The following is a 17,584-nucleotide window of genomic DNA, read 5'->3' as shown; positions in this document are numbered from 1 at the left end:
GCTCGCGCACGTCCCGCACGACCCGAGCAGCCCAAACCCTCTGATCACCGGTCGCCCCGGTCAATTCGGCGGCAGCGAACGCCGGGCTCCACCGCTGCCCGGTCGGGGAATCGGGCGTGCGGGCCCGCTCTCGCCGACGGCGCGCTGCTCGGTCTCCGGGCGTCCCTCGGCCGCCGCTACCGGCTCGGCTTCCATCAGGTCCGCGACCGTGCACTGGAGGGCGGCGCAGATCTTGTCCAGGTCCTCCAGCCGGACGGTGACCGGCTTGCCCGACCACAGGGCGGCCACCTTGCTCAGGGACGGGGTGAATCCCACCTCCCGGAAGGCGGCCTGCAACTGGGTCGGGCGCCAGATGTCGCGCTTGGCCGCGGCCCAGCGCAGGTTCCACTTCAAGGGATCACGCCTCCGTGCTCAGCCGGCGAACCGCTCGCCGGGAAGACTCCAGGCTCGCCCGTTCCGGGTCGCCCTTCGCGGTCGCGAGATAGCCGACCGTGGTGGATGCCCAGACATGGCCGAGCAAGACCTGTACGTCCCACAACGGCATCCCCGCCTCATAGTTGTGGGTCGCGCAGGCGTGCCGCAGGAGATGCGGGAAGAGCTCGCTGACCGGACCCCCCCAGATGCTCGTGCGAGGCCAACTTCAGCGCGCGCCGGAAGGTGTCGGGCACCACCGGCGGGGCGAGCAGTCCGTCCATGCCGGCCAGCGACTTCGCCAGCCGCTCGGAGGGGAACAGCGGCGCTCGCGGGTCGGAGGGGTCATCGGGAAACTCACCGCGCACCTCCTCGACGTACCACCACAGGAGCGCGCGGCCCTCTTCGAAGAGGAAGGCTTCGCGGTCCCGGGGGCCGGAACCGCTGGCGCCCTTGCCGTGGACCAGGAAACGGCCCCACTGCCCGTTCTCCCAGTGCACGTCTCCGAGCTGCACCAGGCAGAGCTCGGCCGCACGCACCCCAGAGATGTACGTCAGCTTCGCCATCACGTAGTTGCGGACCGCCACCGGGTACTTCCGCGCCCGCGGCAGCGCCTCCCGCCAGGAGGCGAAGAACTCCTTCGTCGCCCGGGCCGACGGCGGGATCCGAAGCCCGAAATCCCCGCGGTGGACCGGCCGGTTGAACGAGTCGACGGGCGACTCGACCACCGCGCCGAACCGGCGGTGGATCTCGCCGGCGTACCGCTGTTCAAGGAAGGCGTAGTAGAGGTCGATCCGGTTGATCTTCGACCGAACCGTCGTGTGCCGCGGCCGCTTGCCCGGGCCCGCGAAGTACTTGTCCAGTTGCCGCGAGGTCAGGTGCCACGGCATGACGTCGTAGTACGAGCAGATCTCCAGCACCGGCTGCACCAACGCCTCCAGCGTGCGCGGTGACAGGCCCGCGACGTCCCTGGCCCACACGTATTCGGCGAGGGAGTCTTGGAAGAGCGCCTGCTCGGCTTCCACGGACGCGGTCGCCGCGGTCGCTCGCTGGAGCGTCAGGACGTCAGCCAGGCCTGGCTCCGGCTGCACGTGGTCGCCAGGCCGGTCCTTCACAGCTACGTCGCCGCCCGTGATGAGGGAGAAGCGACGAGTCCCGGAATCCTTCACAAGGAAGCAAATTACAGAGAGAACTCCTGGAATCTGCGAGTAATCGTCAGATCTCCACACGATCGAGTGAAGCGTCTTCTCGCGCCTCCGACCTGCATGAACAGCCACAACTCCCGCACGGGGCAGCGGAACGAACCCGTCGGCGCTCCAGTTTGAGGGCGAACAGGTCGCCGTCGCCCACGACTTGGCGGGGAAGGGAGTAGACGTCCTCGACCATCTCGTCGGCGAGCAGGGGCGCACCGGCGGCGATGCGTCCGACGAGCGGCACGTCGACCAGCATCTCGCTCCTGTTGCCCAGGTCGGGCGCCCAGGAGGGCCTCACCCGGTAGGCACGGGGACGGTGCGGGTCGCGGTAGAGGACGCCTTTGCGCTCGAGGGCCATCAGCTGGTGTGCGACTGAGGACGTGCTCGCGAGATTCACGGCTTGGCCGATCTCCCGCATCGACGGCGGGTAGCCCTGTCGGTCGACCGACTCGGTGATGTAGCGGACGATGGCCGACTGGCGGCTCGTCAGTTCCCCCTCGGCAGTCCGGGGACCCGGGGGACGGCCCGGGCGTGCGGGCGCGCTGTTCTCCATCTCCAGGCCACCTCCGTACAAGATCCTCGCAGAACGCGACCTTAACCCGTCATCGGTGCACATGGAACACTCTTTCGATCGGTCCCGCAGACCTTTCAGCCAGGTGGGCGGCATCGAGGCATGCCAAGTGGTCGCGGCTGTCCACTTCGCCCCACTTCAGGGAACACCCCCAGCTCGCGTAAGGGGCGATCCGTACATCTGCGGCCGCGCCTCAGCGTCGACGCGGCCGCGCACGCCTTCCAGAGCACCCCCGCCCCGCCGGCGGCCTCCATCGGACCGAACGCGCTGCGCGGGCGCATCGAGTCCTTCGCCACCCGGACCACGGACCATGCCCGGCGCCTGGGCCGCGACCACGAAGTCGTCCCCGACGACCGGCACGGCGCGATCGGGCCGGCCCGCTTCCGCACAACGCCGGCCTGGCACGTCGCGCGCCGCCCGGGTGGGCTGGTGGCGCTGGAAGCGAATCGGGGCGACCCCGTCCACGACGTCCACGTCGGCCCGCACGTTTCGCACCCGCTCAGTCAGGGCCGGGGTGAGCAGTTGCGGCCGGTGGCCCGGCCGCCACGACCGCGCCCCGCGACAGCCGTGCAGCGTGACGACGGTGGTCACCGGCAGGCCCGTCACCAGCTCCAGCAGGTCGAGCTGGTGGTGCACGTCCAGGTGGTTGGTCGGCTCGTCCGTCAGCAGTTCGGTCGGCTGCTGGGCGAGGGCGAGGGCGAGGGCGAGGGCGAGGGTGAGGGCGCGTGCGATGTGCGTGCGCCGGCGCTTGCCACCGGACAGCGTCCGCCACGAGCGGTCCCACAGCTCCGGCAGAACGCACACCCGCAGCGCGTCGACCACCACCGGATCGTCCCGTCGTGAGCCGTGTGCCCACACCGCCCGGTGCGGTGTGCGCCTGAGCTCCACCACCTCCGCGACGGTCAGGTCGACCTCGGTGTGCGCGGGCTGCTCCACGACGCCGATGCGCCGGGCGAGGTCCCCGCGCCATCTGGACCTCCGTGGTGTCCGAGGGCGCCCGAGTACTTGCGCCTGCCGGGCCTTCACCGCACTGGGGCGGTGGAAGGCCCGGCAGACGCCACGAAGGAACGCCCCAGGCACCGGTCCGGGTTTGTGCTCCCCGGCCTGCGGGACCACAACTTCTTGCCTGCCGGGAGCCGCTGGGGATGACCGTCCGCCTGGAGAAGTGGACGAACAGGCACCCGACCTGCGGAAAGCACTCGTTCAGGTACCGCGGCGCGCGTGAGGCTGCGGCACGTTTTGGCATGTCTGGCGCGGTCGCGTCCCGCGACGTGGGGTAGCGATGCGGAGTTCATGGCTGTGCAGGTCGACTGGGCGGCGCAGCCACCTCCTTGCCGGCTTGCCGGATCGTGCTGCCGGCGCCTGGGAGCAGCACGGACAGCGTGGACGCCGTCACCGTGCACTCCCCTCTGAAGTGCTCGCATTGACCGAGCGAGCCGCTGCACCACCCCATCGGGCCCGGCGCGATTCAGGCGTTCCTACCAAGCCACCGGCAGCTCCAGCGGGAACCGCCGGATCGTCTCCGTGTCCCATCGCACTTCCTCCGGCGGCACCGCAAGCCGCAGCCCGGGGAAGCGCTCCAGGAGGCGCCCGATCGCCACTTCCAGCTCCGCCATGGCCAAGGGCACCGCGATGCACCGGTGTCCGCCCCAGCCGAACGTCATGTGCGGCTGGTAGGGCCGGTCGGGGTCGAGGACGTGCGAGTCCGGGAAACGCTTCGAGTCACGGTTGGCCGTCAGGTACGACACGTGGACGAAGTCGCCCGCCCGGATCCGTACGCCGTCCAGCTCCACGTCCTCAAGGGCCACCCGGGGGATACCGACCCCCTTGCGGAACGGGATGTGGCGGAGCATCTCCTGCAGGACGTCAGTCAGGGTCTCCGGCCGGCGCCTGAGGTGTTCCATCAGCTCAGGACGCGTCAGGAGCAGGTACGCGATGTCGCTGATCTGGCACGTCGCCGTGTCCTGGCCGCTGAGTGTCAGCGTCAGTGCCATGACCGCCAGTTCCCTGTCGTCAAGCTGGTCCTTGCCGTCCCGCGCCGCGGCCATCGCGCTGATGAGGTCCGTGCCGGGGGAGTTCCGGCGCTGCTCGACGAGTTTGGCGAAGTAGGCCGTCAGATCGGCCTTGGCGCTCGCCGCGGCCTCCTTGTTGCCCGCGCCGACGACGAGCAACTGGCGCACGGACTCCTGCATCCGGGGCCAGTCCTCCTGTTCGACGCCGAGGAGGTCCAGGATGGTGTGCTGGGGAAGCGGGTCGGAGAGGTACTGAACCAGGTCCGCCGGCGAGCCGCCCTTCTCCATCTTGTCCAGCAGGACGTCCGCGAGCCAGGTGATCCGGCTCCGCAGCCCGTCCACTTGCTGCTGGGTGAAGGCCTGCGAGGCCAGCCGGCGGACGCGGCTGCTGTGCGGCGGGTCCATCACGTTGATCGATTCGGGCGAGACGATGGGCTCCGGCGTCAGCCGGGGGTAGTCGTGGCCGATGATGGCGGCCCGGCTGAGCCGGTGGTCGGTGGTCACCTGCTTGACGGAGTCGAAGCCGGTGACCAGCCAGGCGTCCGCATCGCCGTAGGGAAGCCGGATGCGTGCGGGGGAATCGCGCTGCATCAGGTCCCCGAGCGCGGGGTCGAACTCCAGGGCTTCGCTGAAGTCGAACGGGCAGATGGGTGTCTCGTTGTCCGCGGTCATCAGGCGGCTCCTCCGGGCATGGGTACGACGTTGGTGGCGTCCACGGCCCGGCGAATGGCCTTGGCGAGGCTGACGGCATCGCCGACGGCCCAGTAGTGGACGAAGAACAGGCGTGGTTCGTCGGTGGGGTTGTGGCGGTGCACCGCGGTGAGTTCGACGCCACCGCGCCGCAGGGCCACGAGGACGGGCTGGACCTCCTCGGCGATCACGACCAGGTCACCGCTGAGGGCGGCCCTTCCGCCACCGAGCGGCTGGAAGTTGACAGAGGTGGTGGCGCCCAGCCCCGGAGGCAGGATCACAGAGCCGTCGGTGACGGTCTCGCGGCGGACATAGGCGCACTTGTGGATCTCGCCGTCGGTGGCGCCCTTGACGCCCACGGCGGCGTCGATCGCGGCGGTGTCCAGGTCGACGGGCGGCGAGGAAGTCATGGGTTCGGGGGGCGGGGTGCCGGTGCGGTCGAACGCGGCGCGCAGACCGCGGGCGACAGTGACCGGATCGTGGCCGTGGGCATGCAGATGAACCCACCGGACATCCGGCTCATGGGCGAGCAGATGCCTGTGGACGGCGGTCTGCATGATCCCGTGCTCCTGCAGGACATCACCGAAGTGCTGCAGTTCGCGCTCGGTGACCACGGCGTCGCCCATCAACAGCGTGCTGTGGTCTGCGTACCGGACGAAGGACACCTGCGTGCCCAGGGCGAGCGCGGAGTTGATCCGGATGCCGTGGGAGAAGACCGTGAGGTCCCGGCGCGGCAAGCCCGTGCGGTACATGAACCGCCTTGTGTCACCGGGTCGGCCGAGAGCCTCGCCCACGTCCGCCCAGTCAGCCGGCTTGGTCATCACCGGTTCGATCAGGGCGCGGTCCCGTGGTCCGGCGGACGGGGCGCGGGCCCCGGCAGGCACACTGGTGAGTATGGGCGCAGGGGCGGCCGCGGCCAGCACACGGCGCCGGGGCGCGGTGAGTCGGAAGCGGGTGTCCTGCTGTCGCTCGTCATCCATGTCATATGCCTCCTGGCGTGATGCAAGCACAGGAGACACCGTGGACCGATGATCGGCACAGTCACATCCCGCCAGGTGGGCTAACCGGCTGCCGCCTTTGGACCGCGGCTGTACAGCAGCTCGCCGCGCGAGCCATCGAGGCCACCCCGACGACATCGGGTGTCTCACCGGGAATGTCGTATCCGGCATCCATCCGACGTCGACCGTGAGATTCCGACACGAAATTTGAGCCCCTGCAGCCGGTGTGCAGGGGCTCGCCGCTCGTGAGCGCGCCTGTACGGACGGCAGCCGGAACGGGCGGCCGGCCTGCGGCGTCTCAATTCGACGCCGCGTTCGGGGGCCTGGAGAAGCCGCACCCGGAGGGCATCGCCGATGCGGTCGCCCGTATCGCCTGCAGTCCGTGCCGCCGCGCGGTCAACGAGATCGCCGTCCGCCCCACCGACCAGGCTTCCGAGTTGCCGCCGGTGTCCCTCCTCGCCGGAGGCAACGACACGAGCCGGCGGTGTGCGAGGCGTGAGCGGGGACAAGTGCCTTATCCGACACCGCGGAGGAACGAGGTCACCACGAGGTCGGCAGCCGGACCTGGTTCGATGTCGACCAACACGTGGGCCATGTTGTCGACCATGCTGCCCAGCAGTGCCATCGCCCACCCGGGGGGCAGGTCCTGCCGGATCAACCCCTCGTCAGCCGCCCGCCGGAGAAACGCCTCCAGCCGCCCACGCTGCGCCTCGGCCCGCTGTTCGGCCTCGGGATCTTCCTTCATCATTCGCCGAATATCCAGCGGCCAGCGCCGACTGACCGGGATGATCGACTCGACGTATCCGTGCAGTGCGATCGCGACCGGCGCTTCCGTCAGGCGTGCCGCGTCCAGGACCGCCTCGGAGGCGTCGAGCTTCGCCGCGTAGACGGCGGACAGAAGCGCTTCCCTGTTCGCGAACCGGCGATAGACCGTGCGCCGGTCGACTCCGGCCTCCGCGGCGATCGCGGCCATGGTCGTTGCCGGGTCCTGTGCGAGCAGCCGTGCCCCCGTCTGCAGGACCGCGTCCAGGTTGCGGGCTGCGTCGGCTCTCATGGCAGCGAGCACCTTCCGTTGTTCCAGGCTTCCGTAGCGACACACTAGCATCACGCTTGTTGCTTTAAGTGTCACACCGACGTAGCGTTTATGGCGTGAAGAAGACATGGTTCATCGCTGGTGCCGCCGGAGGTCTCGGACGGCACCTGGTCGGCACCGCCTTGGCGGCAGGGTATGACGTCCTGGCTGCCGACATCGATGCCGACGGACTCTCCGAGCTGAATAAGGCCACGCTCACCGGCGGCTCCACTGGGCGCCTGGTCACCACAGAGCTCGACCTGACCGACCGCCGCACCGTTGACCGGGCGGTGCAGCAAGCCGTCACCGCCTTCGGCGGGCTCGACGTGGTGATCAACAGTGCCGGGTACCGCGGTGTCGGATCGGTCGAGGACATGCGCGAGGAGGAGTGGCGCCGCACGATCGAGACCAACCTGTACGGCAGCGTCCATGTGGTCCGCGCCGCCTTGCCGGTCCTTCGTCCGCGCCGCTCCGGACACTGCGTACAGATTTCGACGATCGGGGGACGGCGGGCGCAGCCTGGGCTGGCCGCGTACCAGACAACGGCCTGGGCGGTCGGTGGGTTCTTCAAGATCCTCGCCCGCGAACTCGCTCCGATCGGGATTCACGCGACCGTGCTGGAGCCGGGAGGCATCCGGACGGCGAGGGCGGAGAGGCCGCTGCCGACCGAAGGCCGGCAGGAGGAGTACGAGCCGACCGTGGGGCGCTTCGCCCGGACCTACCAGCGCAACCCGGATGTGCAGCGCGGTGACCCGGCGAAGATCGCCGAAGCCGTCCTGCGCCTGACTGCCGAGTCCACCCCGCCGACCCGGCTGCTGCTCGGCTCGGACGCGGTGTGGCTGGCACCGCGGATCGCGGCAGTACGAGCGGCCGAGGACGCCACCTGGCGCGACCTGAGTCTGTCCACGGACCGCGACGGGCTGCCCGACTTCACCGTCACGGAGGTCGCCCGCATGGTCCGCCCCGACCAGCCATGACCGGCTGCAGCCTCCCCACACACACGAACACACGACAGGACAGGAAGAAGACAGCACCATGATCGTGCGCGACAAGCTCTACATAGGCGGTCTCTGGACCGACCCGAGCGACACCACCCCGCTCGACATCCGTTCCCCCCACGACCAGTCGCTCGTCGGCCGGTCCGTCCAGGCCCTGCCGGCCGACGTCGACCACGCGGTCGCAGCGGCACGGACGGCCTTCGACGCGGGACCTTGGCGGCAGACGACCCCGGAGCAGCGCCAGGACCTCATCGTGCGCCTCAACGAGCTGCGCGAGGCGCGTGCCGAGGAGGTCGCGAGGCTCATCACCAGCGAGCGCGGCAATCCGCTGTGGTTCAACAGGGCGGGCCAGGGCGGACTGACGCGGCAGGCGCTCGGCTACCTCAAGGGCGCCCGGGGGTTCGGCTGGGAGGAGACGCTCGACTCCTCCGCCCCCGACGCCGCCTTCCGCAGCGTCGTACGCCGCGAGGCCATCGGAGTCGTGGCCGCCGTCATTCCGTGGAACTCGCCGTTCTCGGCGGCGCTGGCGAAGATGATCCCGGCGCTGCTCGCGGGCAACACCGTGGTCCTGAAGGCGTCGCCGGAGAACTCCCTGAGCATGATGCTGCTGGCCGACCTCTTCGACGAGCTGGGGCTGCCCGAGGGCGTGGTCAGCATCCTGCCGGCCGGCAAGGAGACCAGCGAGTACCTGGTCGCGCATCCCGACGTCGACAAGGTGGCCTTCACCGGCTCGACCGGCGCGGGCCGCTCCATCGCGGCCGTCGCGGGCCGCCAACTCAAGCGGGTCAGCCTGGAGTTGGGCGGCAAGTCCGCGGCGATCATCCTGCCCGACGCGGACCTGACCGAGGCTGTGCCCGCGTTGCGGTTCTCCTCGCTGGTGAACAACGGCGAGGCGTGCATCGCGCAGACCCGGGTCCTGGCGCCGCGGAGCCGGTACGACGAGGTGGTGACCGCCCTCAAGGACCTGCTCGAAGGGCTGAAAGTCGGCGATCCGTCCGAGGAGGACACCTTCATCGGCCCGCTGGTCCGCGCCGAACAGCAGGAGCGCGTACGGTCCTACATCCGGCTCGGCATCGAGGAGGGCGCCCGGCTGGTTACCGGAGGGCCCGAGTCGCCGGCCGGTCTGGAACAGGGCAACTACGTCAAGCCGACCCTGTTCGCCGACGTCGACAACAGCATGCGGATCGCGCGTGAGGAGATCTTCGGTCCCGTCCTGGTGGTGATCCCCTTCGAGGACGAGGACGACGCCGTGCGCATCGCCAACGACTCCGAGTACGGCCTCAGCGGCGGCGTGTGGACGGCCCGCGTAGAGCACGGCCTGGAGATCGCCCGCCGGATCCGGACCGGCACCTTCACCGTCAACGGCGCGTCCATCGGCTTCGACGGCCCGTTCGGCGGCTACAAGACGAGCGGCACCGGGCGCGAGTACGGAGCCGTCGGCCTGGCCGAGTACGTCGAGCACAAGACGATCACGGTCCCGGCCTGACGGCCCCCGCAGACAGCATGGAAGGAACCTCATGACGCGACCGAAAGCCGCCCCGCAGCAGGCTCCGGCTCAACCGCGGGCACATCTCACCCTGGGCCATTCGGACATCGGCATCTTCCCGATCGGTCTCGGGTGCATGGGAATGTCGCAGTACTACGGCACCGCCGATCCGGACGAGTCAGTCGCGACCCTTCACGCGGCCATCGACGCCGGCATCGACTTCCTCGACACCTCCGACACCTCCGACATCTACGGCGCCGCGGGCGCGGTCACCGGACAGGCCCAGGCCGGGTTCGGGCACAACGAGGAGCTGATCGGCCGCGCCGTCAGCGGGCGCCGCGACGAGGTGGTGATCGCGACCAAGTTCGGCACCCGCCCCGGGCCCGCCGGAGGCGTCGAATTCGACGGGCGCCCGGAATACGTCCTGCAGGCATGCGAGGCGAGTCTGCGGAGGCTGGGGACGGATCACATCGATCTCTACTACCTGCACCGGCTGGACCCCGCCGTGCCGATCGAGGAGACCGTCGGCGCGATGGCCGGGCTGATCGAGGCCGGCATGGTCCGGGCGATCGGGCTGAGCGCCGTCAGCGCGGACATCCTGCACCGGGCCGCGGCCACCCATCCGATCTCGGCCCTGCAGAGCGAGTACTCACTGTGGGCACGCGAGCTGGAGGACGATGTGCTGCCGGCCTGCCGACAGCTGGGCATCACTCTCGTGCCCTACAGCCCACTCGGCCGGGCAGCGCTGACCGGCCGCCTGGGTGCCGACACCGACTTCGGCACCGACGACTTCCGCACCACCCTGCCGAAGTTCAACGGCGACAACTACAGCCACAACCTCCGGCTCGTCGACGAACTCAAGGCGTTCAGCGGCCGACGCGGGCACACCGCGGGCCAGGTCGCACTGGCCTGGCTGCTCGCCCAGCCGTACGCCGTCGCCCCGATCCCGGGCACCAAGCGTGCTGTCTACGTACGCGAGAACGCCGCCGCGTCGTCAGTGCCGCTGAGCGCTGATGACGTCGCCGTCCTGAACGAGATGTTCGCCCCTGACCGGGTCCGCGGTGAGCAGTACGGGCACCTCGACATCCGTACCCGTTGACCCCGGACCACACGATCGGCAAGGAAGCCGACAATGACTGCTAGGACCTGGCTCATCACCGGTGCGTCCGCCGGGCTGGGACGCGAGCTCGTGGTGGCCGCACTGAACCGCGGAGACCGAGTAGTTGCGGCCTCGCGCCGGCCGGAACACCTCGACGACCTCACGCGAGAGCACGGTGACCGGCTGCTGGCCATGACGCTCGACGTCAACGATCCCGACGACGCCCGCTCAGTGGTAGCGGCGGCCACCCAACGCTTCGGCACGCTGGATGTCGTGGTGAACAACGCCGGCTACGCCACCAGCGCGGGGATCGAGGACATCCCGGATGCCGAGTTCCGGGCACAGCTGGAAACCAATCTGTTCGGCGTGGTCAACGTGACCAAGGCGGCACTTCCCGTCATGCGCCGGCAGCGCTCCGGGCACATCATCCAGATCTCGTCGATCGGCGGGCGGGTAGGCGGCACCCCTGGCCTGAGCGCCTACCAGACCGCGAAGTTCGCCGTAGAGGGGTTCTCGGAGGTACTCGCCAACGAGGTGGCGCCCCTCGGCATCAAGGTGATCATCGTTGAGCCCGGCGGGCTGCGTACCAACTGGGCGGCCGGCGCGGCCTCCGCCCCCGTTCCGGTCAGCGAGGACTACGAGCAGACCGTCGGCCAGTGGACGCGCAGGTTCGCTTCCTACACCGGCAACGAACCCGGTGACCCGGTCAGGGCCGCGAAGGTTCTCGCGGAGATCGTCGACGCCGAAGAGCCGCCGCTGCGGCTGCTGCTGGGCTCGGACGCGCTGGGACTCGCGCTGCAGTCAGGTGCTGAGCGCAACACGGAAGCCGAGAAGTGGGCCGCCGTCAGCCGGTCCATCGATTTCCCCTCACCCGACAAGGAGTAAAGGGAGCAAAGGGAGTAAGCAGGGGACCGGCTCAGGTCTGGATGCGCTTGAAGACGTCGAGACGAGTGGGCCGCGCACTGGCGTTCATGCATCTCCTCGTACCAGTCCGGGGCGTTCTTCTTGAACTTGCGGTGTCTGCCCGCTCGCGCCGAGATGTCGACGACCCCGGTGAGGGTACGCAGCCTGGTGCCGGGTGCGACGGTCGTACTTCACCGATTGCGCGCGTGATCGTGGAGTGGTCGACACCGAACCGGCAGTCCGGCACATTGTGTGTGACGCCGTGCCGCAGCCGAACGAGGGCGGTCGGCAGCCGGTCGACGAAGACCAGCTTGTGCTTTGCCCCGGCCCCGACCGCCTCGGGCGCCGAGGGCGCAAGGCAAGCACGGCCTGGAGCCGCTGGTGCCACAACAGGCCGATCTCCACGACGAGTTCAGCAGCCACATCCGGCGACAGGCGGGCCCGTGATCCGCCGGCTCCGAACGATCGCCGCACGCGCCCGGGTCCCTTCGTATGCACGAAGAGGTACCCGGCCTGCTGCTCAAGCACATACCGATCGCAGGCTCGGGCAGAACGATCGCTGACACCAACACGGGCGAGGCGATACACCGGGCCGAAACCTGCCCCCGCTCAAGCAACTCAGCCCGCTGACAGGAGATGTTGATCGCATCTCCGACAGGTGGCGAATGCCCACTGTTCGGCCGCTGGTGCATGACAGCATCGCTGCCATGGACTACCGATATGCCACTGCGGCTGACGCCCCGGCCATGGCTGAGCTCTTCGCGGCCAATCATTACGACTCCCTCACCGAACAGGAGCGTGCTGACCAGGGCTTCGTGCAAGGTGGCCTCGATGTCGGCACCTTGCGCTCGATGGCCGATGACGGGAGCCTTCTCGTCGCGGACGATGCCGGGCGCCTGGCCGGTCTGCTCGGTCTTGCCGCGCCGGACAGCATGCCGAGCCCGCCGCCGCCGGTGCAGACGCTGTTGAGCGCGCAGGACTCGTTGCAGTGGCAGGGACACTCGCTCAGTGCAACACGCTGGCTGCTCTACGGGCCTGTGGTGGTCGCTGCCGACTACCGGGGGAAGGGGGTGGCCCGGGGGCTGTTCACCACGGCGGTCCAAGCGGCCTCGGAGCGGGCCGACGTGCTGGTCGCGTTCATCGAACTGGCCAACCAGACGTCGTGGAAGGTCCATGTCGACGGCTTCGGCATGACCCCGCTGGGCGAGTTCGCCATCGGCGATCGCGCCTATGGCGTGGTCTGCGCATCCGTCAGGCAGTCAGCGGAACCTGGAGCCTGAGCAGGGTTAGGTCCTGTAGGTCCTGGCGGATGCCGGCTTCTTCGTCCAGTCGGCGCGGGGGGCCTTTGCGGGTGGGGCTTCTGGTCACGATGGTGATGGGTGCCCAGGTCAGGTGCAGCTCTGAGCGCTGGGGAAGCCGTTCGTGGTCGCGGACATCGCGCCGGGATTTCATAGTCCATCCCGTTGGGTCGGCCGCGCGGTGAGCGGTCATGGCAGGTGTCGCAGGCCACCACGGGGTTGCGACGCCGATGCAGCATGACGCGCGCCCAGTCGGAGGGCTGCCGTCCTGCGTGCGCGAGATCGGCGAGAGCGCGGGCATGGTGCGCTTGCACGGTGCCCTTGCTCCCGCGGATGTCGCAGGCGTCCGCCAGGAGCGGTCAGCGGGACGCGGGGAAGCCCAGGTCCGGACCGGCCGCCACCTCGGCCGGGTCGGGCCAGCGGGTCGTGATGACCTTCCCGCGCGTGTAGAAGTGCGCGGCCTCGCTGCCGTACATGCGGTGGTCGCCGAAGGCCGAGTCCTTCCAGCCGCCGAAGGAGTGGTAGCCCACCGGCACCGGCATCGGCACGTTCACGCCGACCATGCCGGTCTCGACCTCCAGCTGGAACCGGCGGGCCGCGCCGCCGTCGCGGGTGAAGATCGAGCTGGCGTTGCCGAACGGGGAGCCGTTGATGATGTCCATGGCCTCCTCGTAGGTCTCCGCGCGGATCACGCACAGGACGGGGCCGAAGATCTCGTTCCGGTAGGCGTCCGAGTCGGTGCGGACCTTGTCGAGGAGCGAGACACCCATCCAGTGCCCGTTCTCCAGGCCCTCGACGGTGAAGTCCCTGCCGTCGAGCACCACGTCGGCTCCCTGGGCGGCCGCGCCCGCGACGTAGTCCGCGACCTTGTCACGGTGCGCCTTGGTGATGAGCGGGCCCATCTCGGACGTCGGGTCGTTGCCCGGGCCGATCTTGACCTTCTTGGCCCGCTCGGCGATCCGGGCCACCAGCGGGTCGCCCGCCGAGCCGACCGCGACCACCACGGAGACCGCCATGCAGCGCTGGCCCGCGGAGCCGTAGGCGGCCGTCACGGCGGCCTCGGCCGCCGCGTCGAGGTCGGCGTCGGGCAGCACCAGCATGTGGTTCTTCGCTTCGCCGAGCGCCTGGACACGCTTCCCGGCGGCGGACGCCCTGGTGTAGACGTGGCGCGCGACCGGCGTGGAGCCCACGAACGACACGGCCGCCACGTCCGGGTGGTCGAGCAACGCGTTCACCGCGACCTCGTCGCCGTGCACGATGTTGAGTACACCGTCGGGCACGCCGGCCTCGGCCGCGAGTTCCGCGAGGAGCATGGACGCGGACGGGGCCTTGCTGCTCGGCTTGTGGACGAAGGTGTTCCCGCAGGCGATCGCCATGGGGAACATCCACATGCTGATCATCGCGGGGAAGTTGAACGGTGAGATGCCGACGATCACACCGAGCGGCTGGCGGATCGACGCCACGTCGACGTTGCTCGACACCTCCGTGGACGTGTCGCCCTTGAGCGCCATGCCGAGCCCACAGGCCAGTTCGACGATCTCCAGGCCCCGGGCCACCTCGCCCAGCGCGTCCGCGTGGACCTTGCCCTGCTCAGCGGTGATCAGCGCGGCGAGGTCGTCGCGGCGCGCGTTCAGCAGCTCGCGGTAGCGGAAGAGGATCGCGATCCGCTGCGCGAGCGAGGACGTGCGCCAGGTGGCGTAGGCCTCCTTCGCCGCGGCGACCGCGGCGTCGACCTCGTCGGTGCCGGCCATCGCGACCCGTGTGGTGACCTCTCCGGTCGCGGGGTCGGTCACGGGGCCCCAGATGCCGGAGGCGCCTGAAGCGTCTCCGAAGGGCGTGCCACCGATCCAGTGGGTGACGGTCTTCATCGGCGGAACTCCTTCAAAGATGACGGCGGCGGGCAGCGAGGTTCCTGTCGTTCACCTCACGGGCCTCGACTTCGGCGGACGGGCCGCGGTCTCGGCCGCGGACACGCCCCCCACGCCGGGAGGCTGACTTCTGATATCGAAGCTACCGTTCCGATCCGCACGTACAGGCGTTTCGGGGCCTCGGGGCCCGAAGTGCCTCCCACAGGTCCCACACTGTCGTGGCGTGGATCACTCACAGGCCGAGCGCCACCGCGTTCGCCGCGAGATCGACACCTACCCGTGGTCCTGCAGGATCACCATCCGCAGCGGCAGCCGGTTCCTGCACGGCGGTCACGATCTCCGTCGGGTGCATCAGGCAGCAGCGACCACACATGCCGGCGCACCTTCCGGCGTGCCGTGGAATCGGAAACCACGGACCCGAGCCGGCCCCGACGTCACCGAGCCTGAGGGGTGTGGCGGATGAGGCGACGAGTGCGACGAGTGCGACGAGCGCGACGACGAGATCGGCGGGGCCGGTGGTGGCGCAGAAGCGGACGTGCGGGTGGACGCTGAGGGTCTGCGCGGTGTCGATGCCGAGGGGCGGGGGAGGCGCTGTCGGTTGCGCCGGGTCGGGGTCGAGCCGGGCCTGTTCTTCGGGTGAGAGGAGACCGGCGGCGGTCCAGCGGAACGCGGTGGGGAAGACGCGCAGCAGTGTGTGGGAGGTCCAGGCACCGACGGCGTCGGTGGCGGGCAGGTCGTGCAGGAGCAGTGTGTTGCGGGCGTCGAGGCCGTCGAGGAACAAGACCGTGGAGATCTCGCCGCCGCCGAGGATGTCGACCCAGACGGTGTCGGTACGGCGCGCCAGCGCGTGGGTGACCTGACGGATCTTGTTCGGGCGGGAGCGGATGCGCTGGACCCTGGGGATCAGCCGGTGGAAATGCGCCGGGTTGCGGACGACCGTCGCGCGCGGGGTGCCGTCGGCGTACAGCGGTGCTGCGCGGCGTACGACGGCGCGCTCGGACAGGCCCAGGCAGCGGGCCACCTCGCGCCAGGAGGCACGCGGCGAGGCCAGAAGGGCAGCCGCGATCGGGCAGTCCGTCTCGTCGAGACTCTGGCGCATGATCGGCATGCTGGGCCGCAGGTTTGGCGTACTTCCTGTGCTTCTGCCATCCAAATGTACGTGAATCAGCGGAGAGTCCGTACAACGGCTTTGCCGGAGGACGTGGTGGACGACCGGTCCGCCGGGCGCGGACCCCGTCACCCGCGACCCCCGGCACGCCTCGAACGACGACTTCCAGATGGTGGTGGAGAAGACCATGACTGATCACGGAGCCGATCTGGTGATCCGGGCCGACGCGGTGCACACACTGGTGCCCGGCCAGGCCCCGCAGCGGGCGCCGGCCGTGCGGGGCGACCGCATCGCGGCCCTCTCACCCGACCCGAACGGTCTCGACCACTGGGTGAGTCCGCAGACCACGGTGCACGACCTGCCCGGTGCCACGGTGCTGCCGGCGTTCGACGACACCCACACCCACCTGATCTACGCCGCGCTCGGCGCGCACGACGTTCCCGTCCACCAGGCCCGCACCATCCCCGGTTCCCGGACCTGATCCGGCAACGGGCCGAGGCCACCCCCGAGGGCGAGTGGATCCGCACCACCACCAACTGGCAGGAACTCAACCTGGCCGAGCGCCGCCTGCCCACCGCGGCCGAACTCGACCAGGCCACCGACCGGCACCCGGTCCTGGTCAAGCGCGGCGGACACAACGACGTCGTCAACACCTACGCGCTGCGCCTGGCGGGCATCACCGAGGACACCCCCGTACCGCCGGGCGGTGTGATCGGCCGCGACGCCGACGGCAGGCTCGACGGTCGGCTGATCGACAACGCCCTGGGTCTGGTGGAGCACGTGGTCCCGGCGCCGGACCGGGCTCAGCGCATCGACGGGCTGCGGCTGGCCTCCAGTCAGTACGCCGCCACCGGCATCGGTACCGTGCGCGACTGCGCGGTCACCCCCGACGACTACGCGGTGCTTCTGGCCGCCCGCGAGGCGGGGGCGCTGAGCACCCGGGTACGGGCCCTGATCTCAGCGCTCGGCATGACCGGTGCGGCCCAGGTGGAGAACCTGCTCGACGTCATGGAGGACTGGCGCCACAGTTCCGACCCCTGGCTTCGGGTGTGGGGAGTGAAGTTCGGGCTCGCTGGAGGCCGGGGCCACCGAAGAGCCGTACGCCTGCGACCACGCCTTCTCCGGAACGCTGACCTGGGAGCCCGACGCACTGGTCGAAGCCGTCGAGGCCGTGGTCCGCCGCGGCTGGCGGGTCGGCACCCACGCCTACGGCGATCGTGCGGTCCGCATCCTCCTGGACGTCTACGAGCGTGTCCTCGTCCGCAACCCCGGCCTGCCCGCCGGCACGCTGGTGATGGAGCACGGCGGTCTGGCCGGCCCCGAACAGTGCACTCGCGCCGTCGAGTTGGGCATCCCCGTCACCATCCAGCAGCCGCTGCTGCACGACACCGCCGAGGTGGAAGAGGGCTTCTGGGGCCCGGAACGCGTCGCCCGGCTCTTCCCCGCCCGCGGTTGGATCGACCTGGGTGCCCAGATCAGCGCCGGATCCGACTTCCCCGTCGGCCGGTTCGGCGCCATGCGCTCCGTCTGGGGCATGACCACCCGTCAGACGGTCATCGGCGTCAAGGGCCCCGAACACGCCATCACCTACGACGAAGCCCTCACCCTGCACACCGCCAACGCCGCCCGCCTGCTCGGCGAGGAGAACCTGCGCGCCACCCTCACCGCCGGCCGCCTCGCCGACCTCACCATCTGGGACCAGGACCCCGCCCACTGCCCCAGCGACACCCTGCGCGACCTCAACCCCACCCACACCATTATCGGCGGCCTCGTCGTCACACCCGCCGATGCCCGCTAGGTGGCGGGCAGGACTTGGACCTAGACCACGATGCTCGACCAGTCCGCCGCCAAACCGCCGCCCACCCCAAGCAGGTGCT

17 protein-coding genes and 2 pseudogenes are annotated in these 17,584 nt (G+C 69.9%); 7 read left to right on the top strand and 12 right to left on the bottom strand.

Annotated features, from left to right (window positions below; genetic code table 11):
- Positions 1-60: 60 nt before the first annotated feature.
- The 8 genes and pseudogenes from RV986_RS00730 to RV986_RS00695 all read right to left on the bottom strand — a co-directional run bounded on the left by RV986_RS00730 (position 61) and on the right by RV986_RS00695 (position 6,929).
- On the bottom strand, positions 61-393 hold the full coding sequence (locus tag RV986_RS00730) for a helix-turn-helix domain-containing protein (RefSeq protein WP_475915515.1): 333 nt from the start codon (positions 391-393) through the stop codon (positions 61-63).
- Between the two features lie 4 nt (positions 394-397).
- Positions 398-544, bottom strand: coding sequence for a hypothetical protein (locus tag RV986_RS00725; protein WP_475915514.1), 147 nt, complete (start codon positions 542-544; stop codon positions 398-400).
- Positions 545-551: 7 nt separating this feature from the next.
- The gene (locus RV986_RS00720) at positions 552-1,502 is read right to left on the bottom strand and encodes a site-specific integrase (RefSeq protein WP_475915513.1); all 951 of its coding nucleotides are present in this window, start codon (positions 1,500-1,502) and stop codon (positions 552-554) included.
- Between the two features lie 193 nt (positions 1,503-1,695).
- A pseudogene (lexA, locus tag RV986_RS00715) lies at positions 1,696-2,157 on the bottom strand (transcriptional repressor LexA); the annotation flags it as partial.
- Between the two features lie 156 nt (positions 2,158-2,313).
- Positions 2,314-3,201 (bottom strand): ATP-binding cassette domain-containing protein, encoded by an 888-nt coding sequence (locus RV986_RS00710; protein ID WP_475924143.1) that lies wholly within the window; start codon positions 3,199-3,201, stop codon positions 2,314-2,316.
- 452 nt (positions 3,202-3,653) lie between these two features.
- Complete coding sequence (locus RV986_RS00705) at positions 3,654-4,859, bottom strand: cytochrome P450 (RefSeq protein ID WP_475915512.1); 1,206 nt, start codon at positions 4,857-4,859, stop codon at positions 3,654-3,656.
- The gene (locus tag RV986_RS00700) at positions 4,859-5,857 is read right to left on the bottom strand and encodes a DUF1259 domain-containing protein (RefSeq protein WP_475915511.1); all 999 of its coding nucleotides are present in this window, start codon (positions 5,855-5,857) and stop codon (positions 4,859-4,861) included. Before RV986_RS00700 ends, RV986_RS00705 begins: the two co-directional genes overlap by 1 nt.
- A 532-nt stretch (positions 5,858-6,389) precedes the next feature.
- Positions 6,390-6,929, bottom strand: coding sequence for a TetR/AcrR family transcriptional regulator (locus tag RV986_RS00695; RefSeq protein ID WP_475915510.1), 540 nt, complete (start codon positions 6,927-6,929; stop codon positions 6,390-6,392).
- Positions 6,930-7,024: 95 nt separating this feature from the next.
- Between RV986_RS00695 and RV986_RS00690 the strand changes: the two genes are divergently transcribed.
- Genes RV986_RS00690 through RV986_RS00675 form a run of 4 tightly spaced genes read left to right on the top strand, consistent with a single transcriptional unit; the run spans position 7,025 to position 11,415 of the window.
- A complete protein-coding gene (locus tag RV986_RS00690) occupies positions 7,025-7,924 on the top strand; it encodes an SDR family NAD(P)-dependent oxidoreductase (protein WP_475915509.1) in 900 nt (299 codons plus the stop codon).
- Positions 7,925-7,982: 58 nt separating this feature from the next.
- On the top strand, positions 7,983-9,431 hold the full coding sequence (locus RV986_RS00685; protein WP_475915508.1) for an aldehyde dehydrogenase: 1,449 nt from the start codon (positions 7,983-7,985) through the stop codon (positions 9,429-9,431).
- A 31-nt stretch (positions 9,432-9,462) separates the two neighbouring features.
- Entirely contained in the window at positions 9,463-10,530 is a 1,068-nt protein-coding gene (locus tag RV986_RS00680) for an aldo/keto reductase (RefSeq protein ID WP_475915507.1), read from the top strand.
- A gap of 33 nt (positions 10,531-10,563) precedes the next feature.
- Positions 10,564-11,415 (top strand): oxidoreductase, encoded by an 852-nt coding sequence (locus RV986_RS00675; protein ID WP_475915506.1) that lies wholly within the window; start codon positions 10,564-10,566, stop codon positions 11,413-11,415.
- 31 nt (positions 11,416-11,446) lie between these two features.
- Here RV986_RS00675 and RV986_RS00670 read toward each other — a convergent pair whose 3' ends face one another.
- Positions 11,447-11,821: a transposase family protein gene (locus RV986_RS00670; protein ID WP_475915505.1), complete on the bottom strand. Its 375-nt coding sequence runs from the start codon at positions 11,819-11,821 to the stop codon at positions 11,447-11,449.
- A gap of 319 nt (positions 11,822-12,140) precedes the next feature.
- Between RV986_RS00670 and RV986_RS00665 the strand changes: the two genes are divergently transcribed.
- A complete protein-coding gene (locus RV986_RS00665) occupies positions 12,141-12,713 on the top strand; it encodes a GNAT family N-acetyltransferase (RefSeq protein WP_475915504.1) in 573 nt (190 codons plus the stop codon).
- On the opposite strand, the gene RV986_RS00660 is transcribed toward RV986_RS00665, so the two are convergent.
- The 3 genes from RV986_RS00660 to RV986_RS00650 form a co-directional block, all read right to left on the bottom strand.
- A complete protein-coding gene (locus RV986_RS00660; RefSeq protein ID WP_475924142.1) occupies positions 12,662-13,066 on the bottom strand; it encodes an HNH endonuclease in 405 nt (134 codons plus the stop codon). The two genes, RV986_RS00665 and RV986_RS00660, sit on opposite strands and share 52 nt — an antisense overlap.
- 24 nt (positions 13,067-13,090) lie before the next feature.
- Positions 13,091-14,599: a CoA-acylating methylmalonate-semialdehyde dehydrogenase gene (locus tag RV986_RS00655; RefSeq protein WP_475915503.1), complete on the bottom strand. Its 1,509-nt coding sequence runs from the start codon at positions 14,597-14,599 to the stop codon at positions 13,091-13,093.
- A gap of 232 nt (positions 14,600-14,831) precedes the next feature.
- On the bottom strand, positions 14,832-15,698 hold the full coding sequence (locus tag RV986_RS00650) for an AsnC family transcriptional regulator (RefSeq protein WP_475915502.1): 867 nt from the start codon (positions 15,696-15,698) through the stop codon (positions 14,832-14,834).
- 196 nt (positions 15,699-15,894) lie between these two features.
- Between RV986_RS00650 and RV986_RS00645 the strand changes: the two genes are divergently transcribed.
- Positions 15,895-16,188 (top strand): hypothetical protein, encoded by a 294-nt coding sequence (locus RV986_RS00645; protein ID WP_475915501.1) that lies wholly within the window; start codon positions 15,895-15,897, stop codon positions 16,186-16,188.
- A pseudogene (locus RV986_RS00640) lies at positions 16,185-17,505 on the top strand (amidohydrolase). Before RV986_RS00645 ends, RV986_RS00640 begins: the two are co-directional and overlap by 4 nt.
- Positions 17,506-17,584 lie beyond the last annotated feature (79 nt).

Source organism: Streptomyces sp. RLA012 (assembly GCF_056270325.1).
Note: the sequence above shows the minus strand (reverse complement) of the source record. Positions and strands in the feature narration are given on the sequence as shown.